The 20,568-nt window shown below is 58.0% G+C and carries 20 protein-coding genes and 1 tRNA gene; 13 read left to right on the forward strand and 8 right to left on the reverse strand.

Annotated elements, in window-relative coordinates; all coding sequences use genetic code 11:
* Positions 1 to 7: 7 nt before the first annotated feature.
* Both gpt and fabI read right to left on the reverse strand, forming a co-directional pair.
* Positions 8 to 517, reverse strand: a complete 510-nt coding sequence (gene gpt, locus AC2FLJ_RS00145) for a xanthine phosphoribosyltransferase (RefSeq protein ID WP_496704160.1) — start codon at positions 515 to 517, stop codon at positions 8 to 10.
* 4 nt (positions 518 to 521) lie between these two features.
* Complete coding sequence (gene fabI, locus AC2FLJ_RS00150) at positions 522 to 1,328, reverse strand: enoyl-ACP reductase FabI (protein WP_496704162.1); 807 nt, start codon at positions 1,326 to 1,328, stop codon at positions 522 to 524.
* A 135-nt stretch (positions 1,329 to 1,463) separates the two neighbouring features.
* Here fabI and pdxH point away from each other — a divergent pair, with 135 nt between their 5' ends.
* The 4 genes from pdxH to AC2FLJ_RS00170 all read left to right on the forward strand — a co-directional run bounded on the left by pdxH (position 1,464) and on the right by AC2FLJ_RS00170 (position 3,313).
* Positions 1,464 to 2,069, forward strand: coding sequence for a pyridoxamine 5'-phosphate oxidase (gene pdxH / locus AC2FLJ_RS00155; protein WP_496704164.1), 606 nt, complete (start codon positions 1,464 to 1,466; stop codon positions 2,067 to 2,069).
* Between the two features lie 142 nt (positions 2,070 to 2,211).
* Complete coding sequence (locus AC2FLJ_RS00160) at positions 2,212 to 2,718, forward strand: cold-shock protein (protein ID WP_369934646.1); 507 nt, start codon at positions 2,212 to 2,214, stop codon at positions 2,716 to 2,718.
* Positions 2,719 to 2,725: 7 nt separating this feature from the next.
* Complete coding sequence (locus AC2FLJ_RS00165; RefSeq protein ID WP_472723842.1) at positions 2,726 to 3,193, forward strand: DUF192 domain-containing protein; 468 nt, start codon at positions 2,726 to 2,728, stop codon at positions 3,191 to 3,193.
* A gap of 43 nt (positions 3,194 to 3,236) precedes the next feature.
* Positions 3,237 to 3,313 (forward strand) — tRNA-Pro (locus AC2FLJ_RS00170).
* A 10-nt stretch (positions 3,314 to 3,323) separates the two neighbouring features.
* Here AC2FLJ_RS00170 and AC2FLJ_RS00175 read toward each other — a convergent pair.
* A complete protein-coding gene (locus AC2FLJ_RS00175; RefSeq protein WP_496704166.1) occupies positions 3,324 to 3,758 on the reverse strand; it encodes a hypothetical protein in 435 nt (144 codons plus the stop codon).
* A 535-nt stretch (positions 3,759 to 4,293) separates the two neighbouring features.
* Here AC2FLJ_RS00175 and AC2FLJ_RS00180 point away from each other — a divergent pair.
* Together AC2FLJ_RS00180 and AC2FLJ_RS00185 are read left to right on the forward strand one after the other, a co-directional pair.
* Entirely contained in the window at positions 4,294 to 7,914 is a 3,621-nt protein-coding gene (locus AC2FLJ_RS00180; RefSeq protein WP_496695597.1) for a vitamin B12-dependent ribonucleotide reductase, read from the forward strand.
* A 544-nt stretch (positions 7,915 to 8,458) separates the two neighbouring features.
* The gene (locus AC2FLJ_RS00185; protein ID WP_108859061.1) at positions 8,459 to 8,704 is read left to right on the forward strand and encodes an EF-hand domain-containing protein; all 246 of its coding nucleotides are present in this window, start codon (positions 8,459 to 8,461) and stop codon (positions 8,702 to 8,704) included.
* A 54-nt stretch (positions 8,705 to 8,758) separates the two neighbouring features.
* Here the strand turns inward: AC2FLJ_RS00185 and AC2FLJ_RS00190 are convergent, their stop codons facing one another.
* Positions 8,759 to 10,303, reverse strand: coding sequence for a trimethylamine methyltransferase family protein (locus AC2FLJ_RS00190; RefSeq protein ID WP_496704169.1), 1,545 nt, complete (start codon positions 10,301 to 10,303; stop codon positions 8,759 to 8,761).
* A 417-nt stretch (positions 10,304 to 10,720) separates the two neighbouring features.
* Here AC2FLJ_RS00190 and AC2FLJ_RS00195 point away from each other — a divergent pair, with 417 nt between their 5' ends.
* A complete protein-coding gene (locus tag AC2FLJ_RS00195) occupies positions 10,721 to 11,239 on the forward strand; it encodes an outer membrane protein (RefSeq protein ID WP_058271924.1) in 519 nt (172 codons plus the stop codon).
* 6 nt (positions 11,240 to 11,245) lie between these two features.
* Here AC2FLJ_RS00195 and AC2FLJ_RS00200 read toward each other — a convergent pair whose 3' ends face one another.
* Positions 11,246 to 12,433: a pyridoxal phosphate-dependent aminotransferase gene (locus AC2FLJ_RS00200; RefSeq protein WP_496704171.1), complete on the reverse strand. Its 1,188-nt coding sequence runs from the start codon at positions 12,431 to 12,433 to the stop codon at positions 11,246 to 11,248.
* 58 nt (positions 12,434 to 12,491) lie between these two features.
* Complete coding sequence (locus AC2FLJ_RS00205; RefSeq protein ID WP_282168244.1) at positions 12,492 to 12,836, reverse strand: MmcQ/YjbR family DNA-binding protein; 345 nt, start codon at positions 12,834 to 12,836, stop codon at positions 12,492 to 12,494.
* 215 nt (positions 12,837 to 13,051) lie between these two features.
* Between AC2FLJ_RS00205 and cysS the strand changes: the two genes are divergently transcribed.
* Genes cysS through AC2FLJ_RS00220 form a run of 3 tightly spaced genes read left to right on the forward strand, consistent with a single transcriptional unit; the run spans position 13,052 to position 16,862 of the window.
* Positions 13,052 to 14,449: a cysteine--tRNA ligase gene (gene cysS / locus AC2FLJ_RS00210; RefSeq protein ID WP_496704173.1), complete on the forward strand. Its 1,398-nt coding sequence runs from the start codon at positions 13,052 to 13,054 to the stop codon at positions 14,447 to 14,449.
* Positions 14,449 to 16,083, forward strand: a complete 1,635-nt coding sequence (gene cimA, locus AC2FLJ_RS00215; RefSeq protein ID WP_496704175.1) for a citramalate synthase — start codon at positions 14,449 to 14,451, stop codon at positions 16,081 to 16,083. The genes cysS and cimA overlap by 1 nt, the downstream gene beginning before the upstream one ends.
* Positions 16,080 to 16,862 (forward strand): squalene/phytoene synthase family protein, encoded by a 783-nt coding sequence (locus tag AC2FLJ_RS00220; RefSeq protein WP_282151281.1) that lies wholly within the window; start codon positions 16,080 to 16,082, stop codon positions 16,860 to 16,862. The genes cimA and AC2FLJ_RS00220 overlap by 4 nt, the downstream gene beginning before the upstream one ends.
* Here AC2FLJ_RS00220 and AC2FLJ_RS00225 read toward each other — a convergent pair whose 3' ends face one another.
* Entirely contained in the window at positions 16,863 to 17,453 is a 591-nt protein-coding gene (locus AC2FLJ_RS00225; protein ID WP_496695589.1) for a YceI family protein, read from the reverse strand.
* Positions 17,454 to 17,544: 91 nt separating this feature from the next.
* Between AC2FLJ_RS00225 and AC2FLJ_RS00230 the strand changes: the two genes are divergently transcribed.
* On the forward strand, positions 17,545 to 17,961 hold the full coding sequence (locus AC2FLJ_RS00230) for a MarR family winged helix-turn-helix transcriptional regulator (RefSeq protein ID WP_282168249.1): 417 nt from the start codon (positions 17,545 to 17,547) through the stop codon (positions 17,959 to 17,961).
* On the opposite strand, the gene AC2FLJ_RS00235 is transcribed toward AC2FLJ_RS00230, so the two are convergent.
* Entirely contained in the window at positions 17,958 to 19,175 is a 1,218-nt protein-coding gene (locus tag AC2FLJ_RS00235) for an MFS transporter (RefSeq protein ID WP_109311834.1), read from the reverse strand. The genes AC2FLJ_RS00230 and AC2FLJ_RS00235 overlap by 4 nt on opposite strands.
* A gap of 97 nt (positions 19,176 to 19,272) precedes the next feature.
* Here AC2FLJ_RS00235 and AC2FLJ_RS00240 point away from each other — a divergent pair, with 97 nt between their 5' ends.
* Together AC2FLJ_RS00240 and AC2FLJ_RS00245 are read left to right on the forward strand one after the other, a co-directional pair.
* Positions 19,273 to 19,905 carry a DNA-3-methyladenine glycosylase family protein gene (locus tag AC2FLJ_RS00240; protein WP_109311898.1) on the forward strand — a complete coding sequence of 211 codons (633 nt, stop codon included), beginning with the start codon at positions 19,273 to 19,275 and terminating at the stop codon, positions 19,903 to 19,905.
* On the forward strand, positions 19,902 to 20,567 hold the full coding sequence (locus AC2FLJ_RS00245; protein WP_496695586.1) for an alpha/beta hydrolase: 666 nt from the start codon (positions 19,902 to 19,904) through the stop codon (positions 20,565 to 20,567). Before AC2FLJ_RS00240 ends, AC2FLJ_RS00245 begins: the two co-directional genes overlap by 4 nt.
* The last annotated feature ends 1 nt before the right edge of the window (position 20,568 follow it).

Consider the following 20,568-nt stretch of genomic DNA (forward strand, 5'->3'; position numbering starts at 1 on the left):
TATTTTTTTAGTCGGTCCCGCGGTAGGGCTCGACATATTGCAGAGCCATATCCCACGGGAAAAAGATCCATGTGTCCTGGCTGACCTCGGTTATGAACGTGTCGACCATCGGCCGGCCCTTGGGCTTGGCGTAAACTGTCGCGAAATGCGCCTTGGGGTACAAGTCTCGCACCAGCTCCAGCGTTTTGCCGCTGTCGACCAGATCGTCGATGATCAGAATACCTTCGCCGTCGCGCATCAGCTGGGCATCGGGGGCTTTCAACACCTGGGCTTCGCCTTGGTCCTGATGGTGGTACGAGCGCACGCTGACTGTGTCGACGGTGCGAATGTCCAGCTCGCGGCTGACGATCATCGCAGGTGCCATACCACCACGGGTGATGGCCACAACTGCGCGCCATGCGCCGTCATCCGGACCTTGCCCGTCCAAACGCCAGGCCAAGGCGCGGGAATCACGGTGAATCTGATCCCAGCTGATGTGAAACCCTTTTTCGTGGGGCAGGCGATCCTTGGCGCTCATGTCATTAACCCTTTTCGACGTCAGGTGCGTCGACGGCTTTCATGCCGACTATGTGATAACCCGAATCCACGTGCAGGTTTTCTCCTGTTACACCGCTGCTGAGGTCAGACAGCAGATACAGAGCTGATTTGCCGACATCCTCGATGGTCACGTTGCGACGCAGGGGCGAGTTATACTCGTTCCATTTCATAATATAGCGGAAGTCGCCGATGCCGCTGGCGGCCAGCGTCTTGATCGGACCGGCCGAGATCGAGTTCACGCGGATACCGTCCTTGCCCAGATCCTCGGCCAGATATTTGACCGACGCCTCAAGCGCGGCTTTGGCGACACCCATCACGTTATAGTGCGGCATCACCTGTTCAGCACCATAATAGGTCAGGGTGACTGCGCTGCCGCCTTCGGACATCATCTTCTCGGCCCGTTGCATCACAGCAGTAAAGGAATAGACCGACACGTCCATGGTCAGCTTGAAGTTCGCGCGCGACGTGTCGACGTAGCGGCCCCGAAGTTCGTTCTTGTCCGAAAACCCGATGGCGTGAACAACAAAGTCCAGCTTGCCCCATTTCTCTTCCAGAGATGTGAACAGCGCATCAATCGAATCTTCGTCACTGACGTCGCAGGGCAGAACGATTTCACTGCCAAGCTGTGCCGCCAGTGGATCAACGCGTTTCTTAAGTGCGTCGCCTTGATATGAAAAAGCCAGCTCTGCTCCGGATTCGGACAAGGCACGGGCTATTCCCCATGCGATTGATTTATCATTGGCCAGTCCCATGATGAGGCCGCGTTTGCCGGCCATCAACTGATTTGACATGTTTGGTTCTCCGCCTGTCTTCGCGTTATGTTGGGATGGTTTATGCCATTGGGTGCGCTGCATCAAGGCCGCGCGCTCTTGCCCGTGGCGGGTTCTCGCCCTAGGGTGGGCTTTATTAGTTTCCAGGGGATGGGAATGAGCGAACGTAGCGGCATATTTGCCGGCACCGATCCGTTTGAAATAGCGGGGCGGTGGCTGGCTGAGGCCAAAGAGAATGAACCGAACGATCCGGACGCTATTGCTTTGGCGACCGTCGATTCGGACGGTATGCCGAATGTGCGAATGGTTCTTCTGAAAGAGATCGAACCGGCAGCTTTTGTGTTCTACACCAACTACGAAAGTGCCAAGGCGGCCGAGTTGGACGGCGCTGGAAAAGCTGCTTTTGTGATGCATTGGAAATCTCTGCGGCGGCAAATCCGAGTTCGTGGTACAATAACCAGAGAAAGCGGGCCGCAGGCGGATGAGTATTATGCGTCCCGCTCGCTAAAAAGCCGATTGGGGGCCTGGGCGTCCGAGCAGTCTCAGCCTCTCAGCAGTCGCTCGGTTTTGATGGCCGAGGTGGCCAAGGTGACGGCCAAGTTGGGCCCGAACCCGCCACGCCCGCCGTTTTGGGGCGGCTATCGGCTGGTGCCAACCGAAATCGAATTCTGGGCCGATGGGGCCTTTCGGTTGCACGACAGGTTCCGATGGCAGCGGGATCAAGTGGGTTCCGACTGGCAGATACAGAGGTTAAATCCATGACGTTCGCGTATCGTGAAATGCAAGAAGCCGAAAACAAAAGGTTTTTTCAGCTTGAATTTGCGAGCCATTCCCATACACATCGGACCCTTAACGAAATGACAATTTTCGCGATGGGAACGCCGTGCCAGAAGATCTGAACAACATGTACCGCGTCCGTGGACACGTGAAATGGTTTGACCCTGCAAAGGGCTTCGGATTTGTTGTGTCTGATGAGGGCGGTCCGGATATTTTGTTGCACGTCAATGTGTTGCGCAACTTCGGCCAAAGTTCGGTCGCAGATGGTGCGGGCATAGAAATCATGACCCATCGCACGGACCGTGGTGTTCAGGCGGTCGAGGTCATCAGTGTCGATCCGCCCGCGCGGACGGACACGATGATGCTGGCTGATTTTGCCGAGCTTGATCCGGTTGAGATCGCCGCTGCCCCGCTAGAAGCCGCGCGAGTCAAATGGTTCGACAAAGGCAAAGGCTTTGGGTTCGCCAATGTTTTTGGCCGTGGTGAAGATGTGTTCCTGCATATCGAAGTTCTGCGCCGCTCTGGTCTGTCGGATCTGCAGCCGGGCGAGGCCCTCGCGATGCGTGTCATCAGTGGCAAGCGTGGACGTATGGCGGCTCAGGTACTGGCCTGGGAAGCTGCTTTGGACGACTGAGTGTTTCATGCCTAAGTTTTTTTCGGGTCTTTTAGCGGTTTTGTTGCTTTGGTCCGGGATGACCTGGGCTGCGTGTAAGCCTGATCAGATCGACATCAAGAACGACTCGGCGCAGATCCGTTTCAATATCGAATTGGCGATTAGTCCGCAGGATCGGTCGCGTGGATTGATGTTCCGCGAGTCGCTGCCAAACCGTTCGGGCATGCTGTTCGTTTTTGACCCGCCGCAGCCCGTGGTGTTCTGGATGAAGAACACGCTGATTCCCCTGGACATCATTTTCCTCGATCGGGCCGGTACGGTAACGCATGTCCACCAAGGTGCGATTCCCGGTGATCTGACGCCAATCGAGGGTGGCGATTCCGTCTTTGCGGTTCTCGAAATCAACGCCGGACTGGCCGCGCGCTACTCGATTAAGCCCGGAACCGTCATGCGGCACGAAATTTTTTCGCAAGGTCCTGCAATTTGGTCCTGTTAGGGCTTTTCAAATCAGATTGGCATGGTTAGGAAGGCGCACGGTTCGGGGCGTGGCGCAGTCTGGTAGCGCACCTGTTTTGGGTACAGGGGGTCGTAGGTTCGAATCCTGCCGCCCCGACCACTTCTTTCACTTATGTTGGTGATCCACCCAACGCTTGGTAAAGCGCGCCAAGCGCCTTATCCAGCGTTTCGCTTTCCACTGGTACTTTGACCGACGGGCCGCTTTTGCGTGGGACGTTGAAATACAGCTCGGCATCGACACGGTAGCCCGAGTTGTTCTTGGTCGTTGTCAGCCGCACCACGCTTTTGGGCAGATCCTGAGGGTAACCGTCATAGTTGAGAATCAGAAAAGCGGTCATGTCCGGAGGTAGAAGCTCGGTGCATTCGAAAACCCGATTCCCGGTACTTTCAAAGCGTTCACCCGGGCCGTCGCAGCTTATCTCGAACGTGTCGAACAGCCTTTTGGGGAAATCATCGAACTGGGCGCTGCGTGCCGGAGGGCGCACATCTTGTGGTGTGCAGGCCACGATCAGGGCCAGAATCGGAAGTAAACGTAACAACGACATCTGTCCGCTCCCCTTTGTGTGATCGCGCCTGGCTGTTTAACCAGCGCCGCGGATCAGAATGACCGCTTCGTGATTCTCATCCAACCTAGACATCTTAACGTTAGATTATCAAATTCCGATAACTGTGCCGGGAAACACAGTTAATTTACCTGCGGGTTTTTGAAATCTCTGCGTGTACCCGGTGGATGAACCTGTGGAGGAATCAGAACAGGGTGTCCGGATGCAAGTTGTCAGAAATGGGTCAACACAAAAGATATCAAAAATGACTTAAAAATGGCGTTGACGATCTATGGGTCGATACGCCAAGTTGTATAGGCCGGAAGGGTTGCCACAAAATCTGGTATCAAAACCAGAATAGGGCACAGGGCGAGGGTCGGAAAGCACATCATAGTAACGTGCAACCGTTTGATCGGTTTTGCGCTGCAGAATGCAGCGGCTGGTCTATTGCGTCCAATTTTATACGGCATGGCGATCGGTCCGCGTGTTGAGGACCTGACGCTGAAAGACAAGTTGATTGAATCTAGGGCGTGCGGACATGAAGATTGACAGGAAATTTACGAAACCGGGGCAGGACGCTTATGCGGAACTGGACTTTGTCTCAGCGACGTCTGAGATCCGAAACCCCGACGGCACCATCGTTTTTCGCCTAGACAACATCGAAGTGCCCACGCGGTGGAGCCAGGTTGCCAGCGACGTCATCGCGCAGAAGTATTTCCGTAAGGCGGGCGTGCCGACTAAGCTGAAGAAAGTAAAAGAGAAAGACGTCCCCGAATTTCTGTGGCGCTCGGTCCCGGCCGATGACGCGGAGTTCGATGGTGAGACGTCTTCAAAGCAGGTTTTTGACCGCCTGGCGGGCGCCTGGGCCTATTGGGGCTGGAAGGGTGGTTACTTCTCGACGGAAGAGGATGCGCGCGCCTACTTTGATGAGATGCGCTATATGCTGGCGACCCAGCGCGCCGCGCCGAACAGCCCACAGTGGTTCAACACCGGTCTGCACTGGGCATATGGAATCGACGGCCCCGCGCAAGGTCACCACTACGTCGACTACAAGACCGGCAAGCTGACCAAATCGAAATCCGCGTATGAACATCCGCAGCCGCACGCGTGCTTCATCCAGTCTGTCGACGATGATCTGGTGAACGAAGGCGGCATCATGGATCTGTGGGTGCGCGAGGCGCGCCTGTTCAAATACGGCTCGGGTACCGGGACTAACTTTAGCCATCTGCGCGCAGAAGGCGAGGCGCTGTCGGGTGGCGGCAAGTCTTCAGGCCTTATGGGCTTTCTCAAGATCGGCGACCGCGCCGCTGGCGCGATCAAATCAGGCGGAACAACCCGTCGAGCAGCAAAGATGGTAATCGTCGATGCTGATCACCCTGACATCGAGAAATTCATCGAGTGGAAGGTGATCGAAGAGCAGAAGGTGGCCTCGATCGTAGCCGGATCGAAGATGCACGAGAAGATGCTGAACGGCATTTTCGAGGCCATCCGCACATGGGACGGCGCGCAAGACGACGCGTATGATCCCAAGAAGAATGACGCCCTGAAGGACGCGGTTCGCGAAGCCAAAAAGGTCGCGATCCCAGAAACTTACATCAAGCGCGTTCTGGACTATGCCAAGCAGGGTCACGACAGCATTGAGTTCCCGACTTACGATACGGACTGGGATTCGGAAGCCTATAGCTCAGTCTCGGGTCAGAACTCGAACAACTCGATCCGCGTGACCAATGCATTTCTGACCGCAGTTGAGAAAGATGCCGATTGGGAACTGATCAACCGCACCGATGGCAAAGTTGCCAAGACCGTCAAGGCACGCGACCTTTGGGAAAAAGTCGGCCACGCCGCATGGGCTTGTGCCGATCCCGGCATTCAGTTCCACGACACCGTCAATGAATGGCACACATGCCCCAAAGATGGTGAGATTCGCGGTTCGAACCCGTGCTCGGAATACATGTTCCTTGATGACACGGCTTGTAACCTGGCGTCGATGAACCTGCTGACCTTCCTCAAGGATGGTGAGTTCCAGGCGGAAGACTACATGCACGCTTCGCGCCTGTGGACCCTGACGCTGGAAATCTCGGTCACGATGGCGCAGTTCCCATCCAAGGAAATCGCGCAACTGTCCTATGATTTCCGCACCTTGGGTCTGGGCTATGCCAACATCGGCGGTCTGCTGATGAACATGGGTTACAGCTACGACTCGGATGAGGGTCGGGCGATCTGTGGCGCGCTGACCGCGATCATGACTGGCGTGGCCTATGCCACCTCGGCCGAGATTGCCGGAGAGCTTGGACCCTTCAAGGGCTATGAGCGCAACGCAGACAACATGCTGCGCGTCATCCGCAACCACCGCCGTGCCTCGCAAGGTGTGACCGATGGGTATGAGAAACTGGCCGTGAAGCCGGTGCCTCTGGACCATGGCAACTGCCCGGACAAGCGTCTGGTCGATTTAGCGATGTCGGCTTGGGACGAGGCGCTGAGCCTTGGCGAAAAGAACGGCTATCGTAACGCGCAAGCCACGGTGATCGCGCCCACCGGCACCATTGGTCTGGTGATGGATTGTGACACGACCGGGATCGAGCCCGACTTTGCCCTAGTGAAGTTCAAAAAGCTCGCGGGTGGCGGCTACTTCAAGATCATCAACCGCTCGGTGCCGTCGGCGCTGGAAAAGCAGGGCTATTCCTCGTCTCAGATTGAAGAGATCGTGGGTTACGCGGTTGGTCACGGCACCATCGGCAACGCGCCGGGGATCAACCACACCTCGCTGACCGGTCACGGGTTTGGCCCAAATGAGCTGGCCAAGGTGGATGCCGCGCTGGAAAGCGCCTTTGATATCCGGTTCGTCTTCAACCAGTGGACACTGGGCGAGGATTTCTGCACCGGCGTTCTGGGCATCCCGGCGACCAAGCTAAATGATCCGACGTTCGATCTGCTGCGCCATCTGGGCTTTACCAAGGCGGATATCGACGCAGCCAATGACCATGTCTGCGGAACCATGACGCTGGAAGGCGCGCCGCACCTGAAGGAAGAGCACTATTCGATCTTCGACTGCGCCAACCCGTGCGGCAAGAAAGGTAAGCGTTTCCTTGGGGTTGATAGCCACATCACCATGATGGCCGCGGCCCAAAGCTTCATCTCGGGTGCGATCAGCAAAACGATCAACATGCCGAATGATGCGACCATCGAGGATTGCCAGAAAGCCTATGAACTCAGCTGGTCGCTGGGTGTGAAGGCCAACGCGCTGTATCGTGATGGCTCGAAACTGTCGCAGCCGCTGGCGGCCGCATTGGTCGAGGACGATGACGAGGCAGCAGAGGTGCTGGAAAGCGGCACGGCCCATGAAAAAGCCGTCGTTCTCGCCGAAAAGGTCATCGAGAAGGTCGTCGTCAAGGAAATCATCCGCAGCCATCGTGAGAAACTGCCGCATCGCCGCAAGGGTTACACCCAGAAAGCGATCGTCGGTGGCCACAAGGTCTATCTGCGAACAGGTGAGTTCGAAGACGGTAAGCTGGGCGAGATCTTCATCGACATGCATAAGGAAGGCGCTGGCTTCCGGGCGATGATGAACAACTTTGCCATCGCAGTGTCGGTTGGCCTGCAATACGGTGTGCCGCTGGAAGAATTCGTCGACGCCTTTACCTTCACCAAGTTTGAACCGGCGGGAATGGTGCAGGGCAACGACTCGATCAAGAACGCGACCTCGATCCTGGATTACATCTTCCGCGAACTGGCCGTGTCTTATCTGGATCGCACCGATCTGGCCCATGTGAAACCCGAAGGCGCAACCTTCGACGATCTGGGCCGCGGCGAAGAAGACGGACTGTCCAACGTATCAGAAATCAGTGACAGCGCTGCGTCCAAATCCTTGGAAGTGTTGAAACAAATCAGCTCGACCGGATATCTGCGCAAACGTTTGCCGCAGGATCTGGTGGTGTTCAACGGCGGCCAACCGGAAGTGAACGGCATGGCAGAACCGGCCGCGCAATTTGAAGCTCCGGTTGCGGAAACTGCCGTTGCCACGGGGATGGACGCACGGACCAAGGCCAAGATGCAGGGGTACGAGGGCGATCCTTGCGGCGAATGCGGAAATTACACGCTGGTGCGCAATGGCACCTGCATGAAGTGCAACACCTGCGGGGCAACCAGCGGGTGTAGTTAAGGAAAACGCTCCGTCAGGCGGGGTGTAGGGATCAGGGTTTCCCCTCGGATGTCCGATCCCGACGAACACGGAGCAAGGCGTTGAGACTTACCAAATACGCCTTGGTCCACTCGGTCGACATGCCCGTGTCGACCGGGAACAGGGTGGGGCGGAATATTTGCTCTTTCCCACTCTCTCACGGGACGGGTGCGCTCGTTCCATGCGACGTCCAGGCCGCAGGCAAACAAAACACCGGGCGGTCAACGAATGGAGCCTGGATGGCGAAACTGACAGGGGGCTTCGGCCCCCTTTCTTTTTGCCCCCCGAGTCGGTGATTTAGGCAGGGCCTTGCCGGAACGGCACAGGCGCATCGGGCAAGAACCGCCGAAACGTGGATTGTACGTTTCGCCCAGCGGTTGATTGCAGACGCGACTCGGACAAACACGCGGAGAATGGCGCGAAACAGGACGTGTTGCCGGGTTGGGGTGACGACGTTCTTCGATTTGGTGTCTGTGGTGCCTGTCCGGACGAAAACACACACAAATACCACTTAGGAGGCATCACAATGAAACCGCAAAACCTGGCAATCATTTCCGCATTCGTATTGGGCCTGCCGGCGATGGCTGCTGCGCAGTCCTCGGCGGACACCAACGGCGATGGAGTTCTGACCATAGAAGAAGTTCAGGCCGTTCTGCCCGAGGTTGACGCCGATGGTTTCTCGGCGATGGACGCCAACGGCGACGGGTCGCTGGACGCAGATGAAATTGCCATCGCGCAGGAAGCAGGGTTGCTACCGCCCAGCAACGGTTAATCCCGCGAAGGCATCGGCGGCCCGTACCCCCACGGGCCGCCGTATTTCAATGGGTTACGCCGGCAAGTAAATGTTAAACCTGCCGCGCAGTTCGGCATCCAAAAGCGGATCGAATCTGGCCGGAGACGGCGTCGAGAGAATCTCTTCCTTCCGCTTCACCGCCTTTTCGATCAAATTGGGCTTGCCAATTTCAACCCATTCCTTCGGAGACGACCGGTCGCCAAAAGTCGGGTAGACATAGTCCGCCTGCATGCGGCTCAGCGTTGCATCGGTTCCCAGATAATGACCGGGTCCGCCGATACAGACTTCGGCCATCTGATCCAGTGCCAGCGTTTCGTCCGTCACTTCGATGCCGCGAACACAGCGTTGCGCTTGCCCGATTAAATCATCGCTGAGGATCAGGCTTTCATGGCAGAATCCCAGCAGCGAGGCATGCATGCCCGCGGACTCATACACCATATTCAAACCCGAAAGCCCGGCCATGACGTTCGAGCACATCTGCTCCCACCCGGCTTGCATGTCGGGCAGTTTCGCATCCGATGCACCGGCGGCCGCGCCGCCCGGCAAGTCGTAGAAGTGGTGCATTTGGGCGCAGCCCGCTGTCAGGAGTGCTTGTTCGCCAGACCCGATGGACATCGCACCTGTGCGCAGATCAAGGCCAAAGGGCCAGGTGCCAAAAATCGCGGGTGCGCCAGGACTTACGGCGTTTACATAAACCAACCCGGCCAGGCATTCGGCGGTGGCCTGCGCAATAGCACCGGCGATTGTCGAAGGCGCGGTGGCGCCGGCCATTCCGGCCGATAGTAGCAGAACGGGCATGCCCGCTTTGATGCATTCCTCCATGACTTCGCAGCTTTCGGTTGCGAATTTCATCGGCGGAACAACAAAGCAGTTCGAGTTCGACATAAAGGGCCGTTCACGCCACTTATCCTCGCCACCAGCGATCATGTGCAGCATCTCGATCGCGGGGGCAACATGGCTGGGTTCGGTGAAGGACGTGCCGATATGTTTGAACGTTCCTGACGTGGTGGCGTAGACCGTGTTCAAATCCATCTCGAGGTTGTCGGCGATGTCGCGGCACACCATCGGGCGCTGAACAAAGTGAATGTTTTCAAGTTGTTCACAGATTCGGGACGCGTCGTGCAGGTCTTGAAGTGTCGAATCCCGGTATTCCTGCCCGTGAACATCAACCATGCTGACAGCCGCGCCGGCAGTACCAAAGTGGACGCGGTTGCCCGACAGTTCCAGATCGGAGTTGCCATCTCTTGAATGCAATGTGACCGAGCGATTGGCCTTGGCGATTGTGTCTTCGACCAAGGCGCGGGGGAAGCGGATACGCCCGTCGTCACCCAAGATACAGCCAGCGCCGACAAGATAGTCGACCCCACTTTGTGGGGCGTCCGCCAGACCAATGGTTTCCAGCGCGGTCAGCGCGGCTTGGTGGATACGCTCGATCTGCGCCGGGGTTAGCACCTTCAGCATGCCGCCCTCCATGCCGGGGCGGATCGGGCGCAGATGTTCGGGCAGCGCTGTGGCACGGGCCGCACGGCGCGCGGCACGACCGCCGCTGCGCGATGAATTTCGGGTTTGTTCGTTCATAGTTTAAGGTCCGGTCGAAAAAGTACGTTCAGGGTGAGTGTACTCAGACCACAACCGGCCGCCCACGCGCGGCACGCCCGCGATCCGCACCAATGGTACGGCTGATCAGGCGAATCTTCCAAACGTCACTTTGCATGCGGGTCCTCAATTGGTGATGCAAACTCTCTCAATACGAGGGCGCACAATCTGTCCTGTTTGCGACCTGAGGGGCCAAAAACGAAGTGTTGTGCCTTGTCGGCATCACGTTCTTGCCGTGGGGTAAAGTTTTTTCCCGAATGTGGGAAAATCTGTTAGGCTTCTATCACTTATTTAAGAGTGGTCCGTGATCTCAATGGATTTTTAACGATTGCAGACCAAGTTTTATGTGATGAAGCCCATCGTTTGGTGGGCGCGCTGCAAGGAATTTTGGAGAGGTTGATGAAAGCCCTGATGGCCCTCATGACCACCTGCCTGACAATCGGCATTGCACCGGTATATGCAGAGGATTGGACGGGGGCGTATGCGGGCTTCAGCTTTGGCTATGCGGATGTAGATGGCCCAAATAACTCTGGCGGAAACGACACGACTTTTGGACCGCTTGTCGGTTATGACCATGACTTCGGGAATTTCGTTCTTGGCGGTGAGCTGGAATACAATCGACTTTCTCTGGATCTGGGGCAGGGTGAAGGCAGCGTGGACAGTCTGACCCGCCTTAAGTTGCGCGGTGGTTATGATTTCGGACCGGCCTTGGGCTATGTCGTCGTGGGCGCGGCCCGATTGGATGCGTCACCGGAAAATGACACCGCTGCAGTGTACGGCATCGGAATTGCCTATCCCATCGGCGACAGTTTCGTCATCAGCGGTGAGGCTTTGCGTCAGGATTTTAACGACGTCACACGAAGTCAGGGCGATATTGACGCCAACGTGTTCAACTTGCGTACAACCTTCCGGTTTTAAGGCCGTCTATTCTGCCGCGTGACTTTCCGCCAGGACGGCGGCGAAATTGCAAATCGTACTGAGTGCTGCAGCAAAGCGGTCGTCATCAATTGTCATCGCAACACGCACGTGTCCTGCCGCCGCTGAGCCAAAACTTTCACCGGGCATGACGGCAATTGCGTGTGTATCCAGCAATGCGTTGGCGAATGCCTCACCGCTTAGCCCCGCTGCGCGGATGTCCAGCATCAGGTACATTGCACCCTGTGCCGGCACGAGGCCAATGGTGTTCTGGGTGGCAAGAATCTCGACCGCCAACGCGCGACGACGCCGGAACGGAGCGGCGATTTCCTCTTCAAGATCATGACCCGCGCTCAAAGCAAAACTGGCGGCGTCCTGAATGAACCCGGGCACGCCGTAAGTTGTGTGCGTTGCCAGATTGATGAGATGGGCGATCACCTCCTCGGGGCCGACCACCCAACCGCATCGGGACCCGGTCATCGCATGCGACTTGGACATCGAACCAACGACCAAAGTACGCTCGGCCATTCCGGGCAGGGTACGTGGTGAGATATGCTCACCTTCCCAGACCTGCGTGTCATAAACCTCATCCGAGATCAGCCACAGGTCGCGGGCACGGCAAACATCTGCGATACCGTTCAGCGTCTCGCGGGAATATACGACACCAGTGGGGTTGTTCGGGCTGTTGATCAACAGCGAAACCGCACCATCTGCCGCCGCATCGATCTGCTGCGCGCGCGGCTGAAATGCACCCTCGGCGGTGGTCTGGATGGCGCGGGCTGTCGCACCGGCGCCCCGGATCGTGCCGGGGTAAGTCGCGTAGTAGGGATCGAGATATAGGCCGACATCACCGGGATCGCACACCGCTACGTGGGCTGCGAATAGCGCAGATTGGCCGCCCGGAGTGATCAACACGTTATTTCGGCTTGTCTTCTGACCAGTGCGGGCCTGAATGCGCGCCGCAACGGTATCGCGCAGCAAATCCGATCCGGGCACCACAGCGTAGCCGGTGTTTCCCTGACGCGCCGATAGATCCATGGCATCCAAAATGGTCGGGTGCGTGCGAATGTCATGCTCACCAATGGTGAGTTCAGAAATGACGTGCCCTTCACTGATCATCCGGCGCGCACGGTAAAATACATCCCACCCATCACTGCCACCTCCGGTCAGATGAGTGATACGCTGCGACAGTTTCATGGCACGCTCCGATCTTGTCTTCAGCGCAGAATGGGCCAGAGGCATTGGAAAATGTCAATCAGCTTCGTGGGGGCAGAGTGGACTGTACTTTTTTCGTCAGGGTAGACCGCACCAGATCGTAAGATGTGGCCAGCCGATGACGCATCTCATCCTCGTCACAGTCAAACGGCAGGCGGATCCAGCTGCTATGAAAATAGGGGGCTTTGGTACCGACGCCTGCTTCGATCAGCATCTGAGCTGTCTCGATATCAGGCGTTTTGACGGACACGCCATCGTTGGCAGTGCCGATGCAGGCAAACATCTTACCGCCAACCTTCCAGGCATCATGGCCTCCGCCCCAAGGGTCGGAAAGGTCAGCGCCTGGAAACGTGCGGCAGATTGAATTGACGAATTCTCGGCTCATGGTTGAAAGGGTGCGCCACCTTGAGATTGAACTCAAGTCTTGGCTGAACGCGTTGTCCATGCTAGGGGAAGGACATGAACCGTATGACCTGCATCATTATCTGCTGCATTACCTGCTGATTTATCAAGCGGGCCGGTTTCTTTCGTTTTCATCCCTGAGACAAGTTGCTAAGCCCGCGCCAAGCGCAATCATATGCTGTCTTTAGGAGCCGACCGATGACGACGATCAAACTGCACAACACACGGACACGGGCGAAAGAAGATTTCGTTCCGATCAGCGCCGATAATGTGCGGATGTATGTCTGCGGACCCACGGTCTATGATCGCGCCCATCTGGGCAACGCGCGGCCCGTGGTGGTGTTTGACGTGCTTTATCGGTTGCTGCGCCATGTCTACGGCGCGGACCAGGTGACCTATGTGCGCAATTTCACCGACGTGGATGACAAGATCAACGCGACCGCGCTGGCACGCCAGAAAGCGGGTGCTGAGGGCACGCTGGAGCAGTTGGTGCAGGAGCGGTCAGATGAAACCATCGGCTGGTATCTGCACGACATGGGCGCGTTGGGCGCGCTTGAGCCCGACGAGATGCCGCGTGCGACTCAGTACATCGCGCAAATGGTTGCGATGATTGAGGATTTGATCGCGAAGGGTCACGCCTACGCGGCCGAAAGGCACGTTCTGTTCGCGGTTGACAGCTGGAAGGAGCACTACGGCGCTTTGTCTGGTCGGTCGGTGGATGACATGATCGCCGGTGCCCGGGTTGAGGTTGCGCCCTACAAGCGGAACCCGATGGATTTCGTGCTGTGGAAGCCCTCGACCGATGAGTTGCCGGGGTGGGACTCGCCTTGGGGTCGCGGTCGTCCGGGGTGGCACATCGAATGCTCGGCCATGAGCTATGAGCTGCTGGGCGAGAGCTTTGATATTCACGGTGGCGGAAACGACCTGATGTTCCCGCACCATGAAAACGAGATCGCCCAGAGCAAATGCGCCCATCCGCACGGTGAGTTCGCGCGGTACTGGTTGCACAATGAGATGTTGCAGGTTGAAGGCAAGAAGATGTCCAAATCACTGGGCAACTTTTTCACGGTGCATGATCTTCTCGAGCAGGGCGTGCCGGGCGAGGTGATCCGGTTTGTCTTCCTGCAGACGCATTATCGCAAGCCGATGGACTGGACTGAGAAAAAGGCCCGTGAGGCTGAGGCGACGTTGCGCAAGTGGCGGGCGCAGACAGCGGGCATCGAGCCCGCCGCCAGCGCTGCACCCGCAGTCGTTGCTGCGCTAAGCGATGACTTGAACACGGCGGGTGCTTTGGCGGAGTTGCACCGTTTGGCGGCGGATGGTGATGCGGCCTCGTTGCTGGCGGGTGCTCAGCTACTTGGTCTGTTGTCGCAAGAAATGGGTGCTTGGGCTGATACGGCTTCGGTGGATCTTTCATCTCATGCAGACAGATTGTCTGATGCGCGGGCGAGTGCAATGCAGAGCAAAGACTTCTCGGAAGTCGATCGCCTAAAGGCAGCTTACCTGGCCGCTGGTCTGGAAGTACGAATGAGCAAGGATGGGGTCGAACTGGTTCCGGGCACAGGGTTCGATGCGGCCAAGCTGGAGGGCGTATGATGACCAAAGAACGCCTCTACCTCTACGACACCACCCTGCGCGACGGGCAGCAGACACAGGGTGTGCAGTTCTCGACCGCTGAGAAGGTGCAGATCGCGCAGGCTCTGGACGAGTTGGGCGTAGACTATATCGAGGGCGGCTGGCCGGGGGCGAACCCGACGGACAGCGCGTTTTTCGATGCGGCTCCCAAGACGTCAGCTTGCTTGACGGCCTTTGGGATGACTAAGCGATCGGGCCGGTCGGCAGAGAATGACGATGTTCTAGCGGCGGTGATGAACGCGGGTACGCGGGCGGTCTGTCTGGTGGGTAAGTCGCACGATTACCACGTGACCCATGCGCTTGGCATCTCGCTTGAGGAGAATGTCGAGAACGTCCGTGCCTCTGTTGCACATATCGTAGCGCAGGGGCGCGAGGCGCTGTTTGATGCCGAGCATTTCTTTGATGGCTACAAGGACAATCCAACCTATGCGCTTGAGGTTTGTCGGGCCGCGATGGATGCCGGTGCGCGCTGGGTTGTTTTGTGTGACACCAATGGGGGGGCTTTGCCTGCGGAAGTGTCTCGGATTGTGTCCGAGATGGTCGCGGCGGGCCTGCCGGGGGACCGGCTGGGTATCCATACCCACAACGATACGGAAAACGCGGTGGCCTGTTCTTTGGCGGCTGTCGATGCGGGCGCGCGGCAGGTTCAGGGAACCTTGAACGGATTGGGAGAGCGTTGCGGAAATGCGAACCTGACCTCATTGATCCCGACGCTGCTTCTGAAAGAACCTTATGCATCGAACTTTGACATCGGCGTCAGTGTCGAGGCGCTGGCGGGTCTGACCCGCGTCAGCCGCATGCTGGACGAGATCCTGAACCGGGTGCCCAGCAAACAATCGGCCTATGTCGGGGCGTCCGCATTTGCGCACAAGGCTGGGCTGCATGCCAGCGCGATCCTTAAGGACCCAACGACCTATGAACATGTGGATCCGGCGTCGGTTGGGAACACACGGATCATTCCGATGTCGAACCAGGCGGGGCAGTCGAACCTGCGCCAGCGCTTGATCGAGGCCGGTTTGTCGGTCGAACCCGGTGACCCGGCCTTGGGCCGCATCCTCGAACGGATCAAGCTGCGCGAGGCAGAAGGTTATTCCTACGACACCGCGCAGGCCAGCTTTGAGCTTCTGGCGCGGGACGAACTGGGTCAACTGCCTGAATTCTTTGAGGTAAAGCGGTACAAGGTCACCGTTGAGCGGCGCAAGAATAAGTACAACAAGATGGTCAGCTTGTCCGAAGCCGTTGTCGTGGTGAAGGTCGACGGCGAAAAGAAGCTGTCGGTCAGCGAGTCTCTGGATGGGTCCGGCGGTGACCGGGGTCCGGTGAACGCGCTGGCCAAGGCGCTGGCCAAGGATTTGGGGCAGTATTCGAGGATTCTGGACGATATGCACCTGGTCGACTTCAAGGTACGTATCACGCAGGGCGGCACCGAGGCTGTAACCCGCGTTATCATCGACAGTGAAGATGGGCAGGGTCTCCGGTGGTCCACCGTTGGCGTCAGCGCGAACATAGTCGATGCCTCGTTCGAGGCGTTGCTGGATGCGATCCAATGGAAACTGGTGCGTGATTGCGGCCCACAGTCGGCAGTCGCCGAGTGAGTGCTCCATTTGACGATGACGTCAAGGCCTGCGCCGCGCTGTTGCATCGGGTGGATCCCGACCGGTTCATGGCGGCCATGGCGGCCTCGGTTTCCGCACGTGCGGTGTTGTTTCCGATCTATGCGCTGAACATCGAAGTCGCCCGGGCACCCTGGGTCACGCAAGAACCGATGATTGCCGAGATGCGCCTGCAATGGTGGCGTGATGCGTTGCAAGAAATTGCTGAAGGTCCGACTGTTCGCCGGCATGAGATCGTTACGCCGCTGTCGCGTGTCTTGTCCCCTCATCTTGCGTCGATGATGGATGAATATGTGGCCGTAAGGCGTTGGGATATCTATCGCGACCCGTTCGAGGACGAAGATCATTTCGACGCGTACATAAACCACAGCGCGGGCACGCTCACGGTGGTAGCGGCACAAGCGCTGGGGTCGGCGGATGAGGAAGTCATGCGGGACTTTGGCTATGCCGTTGGGGTCGCGAATTGGTTGCGCGCCATCCCGGACCTTGAAGCGCGCGGGCGAATTCCGCTGCTGGATGGCACGCCTGCGGGTGTTCAGCGTCTGGCCGAAAAAGCGTACGGGCGGTTGAAACGGGCCCGTACTCAGCGGCGCTCGGTTTCGGTAAAAGCCGCCGCTGCGCTGCATGCCGGTTGGCAAACCGAATTGGTTCTGAAGCAGGCCATAGCGCGCCCGGACAGGGTCGCTGCCGGTACACTCGGTCCGGGTGAAATCCGCCGCCGCCTGTCATTGATGGTGCAGGCGGCGACGGGGCGCTGGTAATTACTCCCAGCCGCCGGCGCGCATTTCGGCCGAGATTTTCAGTTGCACCAAGTCCGACGTTCCCGGGGCAAACATCCCGACGCCATACTCGCTGCGCAAAAGTTGGCCAGCGGCTTCGACAGCAACCCAGTCACCTTTGTAATAATCGAAAAATCCGGCCAGAGGGTGTTCGCCCATGAAGGTCAGGTCGATCTCAAGCGTTGCGGGCTTGGTCTGATCCTTGATTGTCAAATCTCCAATCATTTGCAGGGTGCTTGCACCGGTTTGCACCGCCGAGGTCGAGATGAATTTGATGTTTGGGTAAGCTTCGACATCGAAGAAGTCACCGCTTTTGAGGTGATCGTTGAGCGGCCCCCAACCGGTTTCGACACTTGAGGCGTCGATTGTGATATCCGCGCTGGTTGCGGTGACATTTTCGGGATCAAACTCGACGGTGCCGGATACGGCGGTCCATTCGCCGGATTGTTCGGTCAGTCCCGCGTGGTTGTAGTAGAAACGGATTTCGGTGTGACTTTGATCAAAGTGATAGGTTTCGGCAAGGACTGGTGTGGCCAGTGCCAAGACGAGGGCAGATGCGGTAAACAGCTTCATGACATTTCTCTGATTTGCAGGGTTGATGATTAACATGTAAATGCATCTAAAATTATGAGCAAAGAAAAACCACAATCCTCGCGGAGGCGTGATGAGCGGATTTGAAGAACGAGAGGCGGCTTGGATCGCACTGAACCAGACACGCACCCGGATCTTTTCCCGGGCTGAGCGCGCGCTGGTGGCAGCCGGATATCCACGACTGCACTGGTATGATGTTCTGTGGGAGTTAGAGAGATCGCCGGACGGTCTGCGCCCCAAGCAACTAGAGCAGCAACTTCTGTTTGATCAGTCCAGCTTTTCCCGGCAGGTCGCACGGATGGCGGAAGACGGATTGCTGACACGCCATGCTGCAGCTGTGGACGGGCGGGGGAAGGTTCTTCGCATTACAGACGAAGGCCGCACCCTGAGGCGGCAGATGTGGGATATCTACCGCAAGCACATTGATGAGGGGATCGCCGAGGCACAGAAATTAGGTGCCTTTGCACCGATACTGAACCTTAACGATTAGGCCGTTCGGGGCCGCATCGTCAGCCACAAAAGCGCGCCGCCCGCCAAAGTCAGAAGGGGGATCATCGCGACGTTCACCGCGGTCCAACCTTCGATTGGAGAGCCGCCGGAACAATTCATTAGCCCGCCGGAAGCCAGCGAGGCAAACGTAACGCCACCAAACACCAGCAGGTCGTTCAACCCCTGCATGCGTCCGCGCTCGCTGACGTCGTGCGATTCAGCCAACATGGTGGTTGCGCCGATAAACCCAAAGTTCCAGCCGATGCCCAGCAGGATCAGCGCGACAAAGAAATTACCCAGTTCAACGCCCTGCAAAGCCACCACTCCGGCCGCAGCTAGTATGAGAAGGCCCAGTGCCACAATCCGTTCGACCCCAAAGCGGGCAATCAATTGTCCGGTGAAAAAGCTGGGAATGTACATCGCCAACACGTGGCTGGTGACGACATCCGCCGCGTCATTGGCGCTGAACCCGCAGCCCACGACGGCCAGCGGTGTCGACGTCATCACAAGGTTCATCAGCGCGTAGGACACCATGGCGCAGATGATCGCAACCGCGATGCGCGGCGTCTTCAGAAGCTCGATTCGGGACCGTCCTTTGGGGGCATCAGCCGCAGGCTTGGGCGGGGTCGGAATGTCGAGGAATAAGAACAGGGCCGAGCCAATGACGTTCACTGCGATGACAGCGATATACGTACCGAGAAAAGGGATGACATACGCGGTCGAGGTCAGTTTGACGATCTGAGGCCCGATGATTGCTGCAGCCAGACCGCCCGCCATAACATAGGAAATCGCTTTGGGACGGAAATCGTCCGATGCGGTGTCAGCGGCGGCAAAGCGGTAGAAACCGTGCGCGCTCATGTAGATGCCGGTCAGCAGGCTGCCAGCAAGAAACACCGGGAATGACCCCAGAAACAAGCCATAGGCGCCGACAAGCCCACCGCAAGCGCCCGCCGTTGCCCCCACCAGAAATCCAGCGCGCCGCCCCCAGCGTTGCATGATGGCCGAGATCGGTGTCGCCGCCAGCATTGATCCAAGCACGATCAAAGATATGGGCAGAGTCGCCAGGCAGGGATTGGTTGCCAATGATTGGCCGGCCAGCCCACCGACGATAAAGATCATCGGCATCTGTGCGCCAAGCAAGGCCTGCGCGGCCACCAGAACGGCGACATTCCGTTTGGCCTGACTGTTGTCGGAGGGGGTGGCGGTCATCGTCATGAGCACATGCGTAATGTCGAAAACGATTGTGCACAAGCGGGTTGCATCTGCGGCAAAGCAGCCTAACGTGCAGTCGATCATCGAGGCCGGAGAGCACATGTCCGTTGGACGGATCATAGAAACACCCGACTGTGTGGAAGAAGGCGCGACGTGGCTGGCCGAAAGCTGCCCGCGCATGGCCTATGCGATGGAACAGACCGGTCCGTTGCCCTTGCGCCGTCGCCCGGACGGGTTTGCGCAACTGCTTAGCGCCATAGTCAGCCAGCAAGTGAGTGTGGCCTCGGCCAATGCGATCTGGAACCGGTTGAAGGATGCGAAACTGACCGGTCCGCGCAAAATCATGTGGGCCACCGACGATGATCTGCGTGCAGTTGGGTTGAGCCGGCAAAAAATTCGCTACGCCCGCGCTTTGGCTGAGGCGCGCATTGACTACAAAGCCTTGCGGGACGTTTCAAACGATGACGTGGTGGCGATCCTGACCGAGGTGTCGGGTATTGGCGTCTGGACCGCCGAGATCTACGCCATGTTTTCGCTTGGCCGCGCTGACGTGATCGCGCCGGGCGATCTGGCGCTGCAAGAAGCTGCGCGCATCCTCTTTGATTTGCCCGATCGGCCGACCGACAAACAGCTGCGCCAGATGGCCGAAGCCTGGTCGCCTTGGCGGTCGGTTGCGGCGCGGGTTTTGTGGGCCTATTACCGGGTGGCAAAAGAACGAGAAGGGATCAGATGACACGGGTTTTGAATGCGCTCCGAAAAGAGCCGGTTTCGGGCGACACACGCTCGGTCGTGGTGTTCGTGCACGGCTATGGCGCCAACGGGGCCGATTTGCTGGGGTTGGCCGATCCGCTGGGGGAACATCTGCCCGACACGTTGTTTGTGTCACCCGATGCGCCGGAACAGATCCCCGGAATGCCCAACGGATATCAGTGGTTTCCGATCCCGTGGATTGACGGGTCGTCCGAAGAAGAAGCACGCCGTGGCATGGAAATGGCCGCCGACGATTTCAACGCCTTCCTTGATGCCCTGATGGTGGATGAGGATGTGCTGCCCGAGCAGGTGGTTCTGTTTGGGTTCTCGCAAGGTACGATGATGAGCCTGTACGTCGCGCCGCGCCGCGAAGATCCGGTGGCTGGGGTCGTGGCGTTCTCTGGCCGGTTGTTGGAACCGGACCTGCTGCCCGACGAAACCGTCAGCCGGATGCCCATCCTTCTGGTGCATGGTGATGCCGACGACGTGGTTCCGCCGCAATCTCTGCCCGAAGCTGCCGAAGCACTGCAGGCCGCAGATTTCAAAGAAGTTTATGCGCATGTCATGAAGGGCACCGGCCACGGGATTGCCCCGGACGGTCTTAGCGTCGCGCTGGCCTTCATGCGCGACAAGCTGAGCCTGTAGC

Source organism: Ruegeria sp. CDSA034, assembly GCF_059612275.1.

Coding starts and splice junctions, on each gene's coding strand:
- AC2FLJ_RS00190 (WP_496704169.1), bottom strand. CDS start 10,303: ATGAACGAACAAACCCGAAATTCATCGCGCAGCGGCGGTCGTGCCGCG.
- AC2FLJ_RS00160 (WP_369934646.1), top strand. CDS start 2,212: ATGTACCGCGTCCGTGGACACGTGAAATGGTTTGACCCTGCAAAGGGC.
- AC2FLJ_RS00185 (WP_108859061.1), top strand. CDS start 8,459: ATGAAACCGCAAAACCTGGCAATCATTTCCGCATTCGTATTGGGCCTG.
- AC2FLJ_RS00195 (WP_058271924.1), top strand. CDS start 10,721: ATGAAAGCCCTGATGGCCCTCATGACCACCTGCCTGACAATCGGCATT.
- cimA (WP_496704175.1), top strand. CDS start 14,449: ATGACCAAAGAACGCCTCTACCTCTACGACACCACCCTGCGCGACGGG.
- AC2FLJ_RS00245 (WP_496695586.1), top strand. CDS start 19,902: ATGACACGGGTTTTGAATGCGCTCCGAAAAGAGCCGGTTTCGGGCGAC.
- cysS (WP_496704173.1), top strand. CDS start 13,052: ATGACGACGATCAAACTGCACAACACACGGACACGGGCGAAAGAAGAT.
- AC2FLJ_RS00225 (WP_496695589.1), bottom strand. CDS start 17,453: ATGAAGCTGTTTACCGCATCTGCCCTCGTCTTGGCACTGGCCACACCA.
- AC2FLJ_RS00175 (WP_496704166.1), bottom strand. CDS start 3,758: ATGTCGTTGTTACGTTTACTTCCGATTCTGGCCCTGATCGTGGCCTGC.
- gpt (WP_496704160.1), bottom strand. CDS start 517: ATGAGCGCCAAGGATCGCCTGCCCCACGAAAAAGGGTTTCACATCAGC.
- AC2FLJ_RS00200 (WP_496704171.1), bottom strand. CDS start 12,433: ATGAAACTGTCGCAGCGTATCACTCATCTGACCGGAGGTGGCAGTGAT.
- fabI (WP_496704162.1), bottom strand. CDS start 1,328: ATGTCAAATCAGTTGATGGCCGGCAAACGCGGCCTCATCATGGGACTG.
- AC2FLJ_RS00235 (WP_109311834.1), bottom strand. CDS start 19,175: ATGACGATGACCGCCACCCCCTCCGACAACAGTCAGGCCAAACGGAAT.
- AC2FLJ_RS00230 (WP_282168249.1), top strand. CDS start 17,545: ATGAGCGGATTTGAAGAACGAGAGGCGGCTTGGATCGCACTGAACCAG.
- pdxH (WP_496704164.1), top strand. CDS start 1,464: ATGAGCGAACGTAGCGGCATATTTGCCGGCACCGATCCGTTTGAAATA.
- AC2FLJ_RS00240 (WP_109311898.1), top strand. CDS start 19,273: ATGTCCGTTGGACGGATCATAGAAACACCCGACTGTGTGGAAGAAGGC.
- AC2FLJ_RS00205 (WP_282168244.1), bottom strand. CDS start 12,836: ATGAGCCGAGAATTCGTCAATTCAATCTGCCGCACGTTTCCAGGCGCT.
- AC2FLJ_RS00165 (WP_472723842.1), top strand. CDS start 2,726: ATGCCTAAGTTTTTTTCGGGTCTTTTAGCGGTTTTGTTGCTTTGGTCC.
- AC2FLJ_RS00180 (WP_496695597.1), top strand. CDS start 4,294: ATGAAGATTGACAGGAAATTTACGAAACCGGGGCAGGACGCTTATGCG.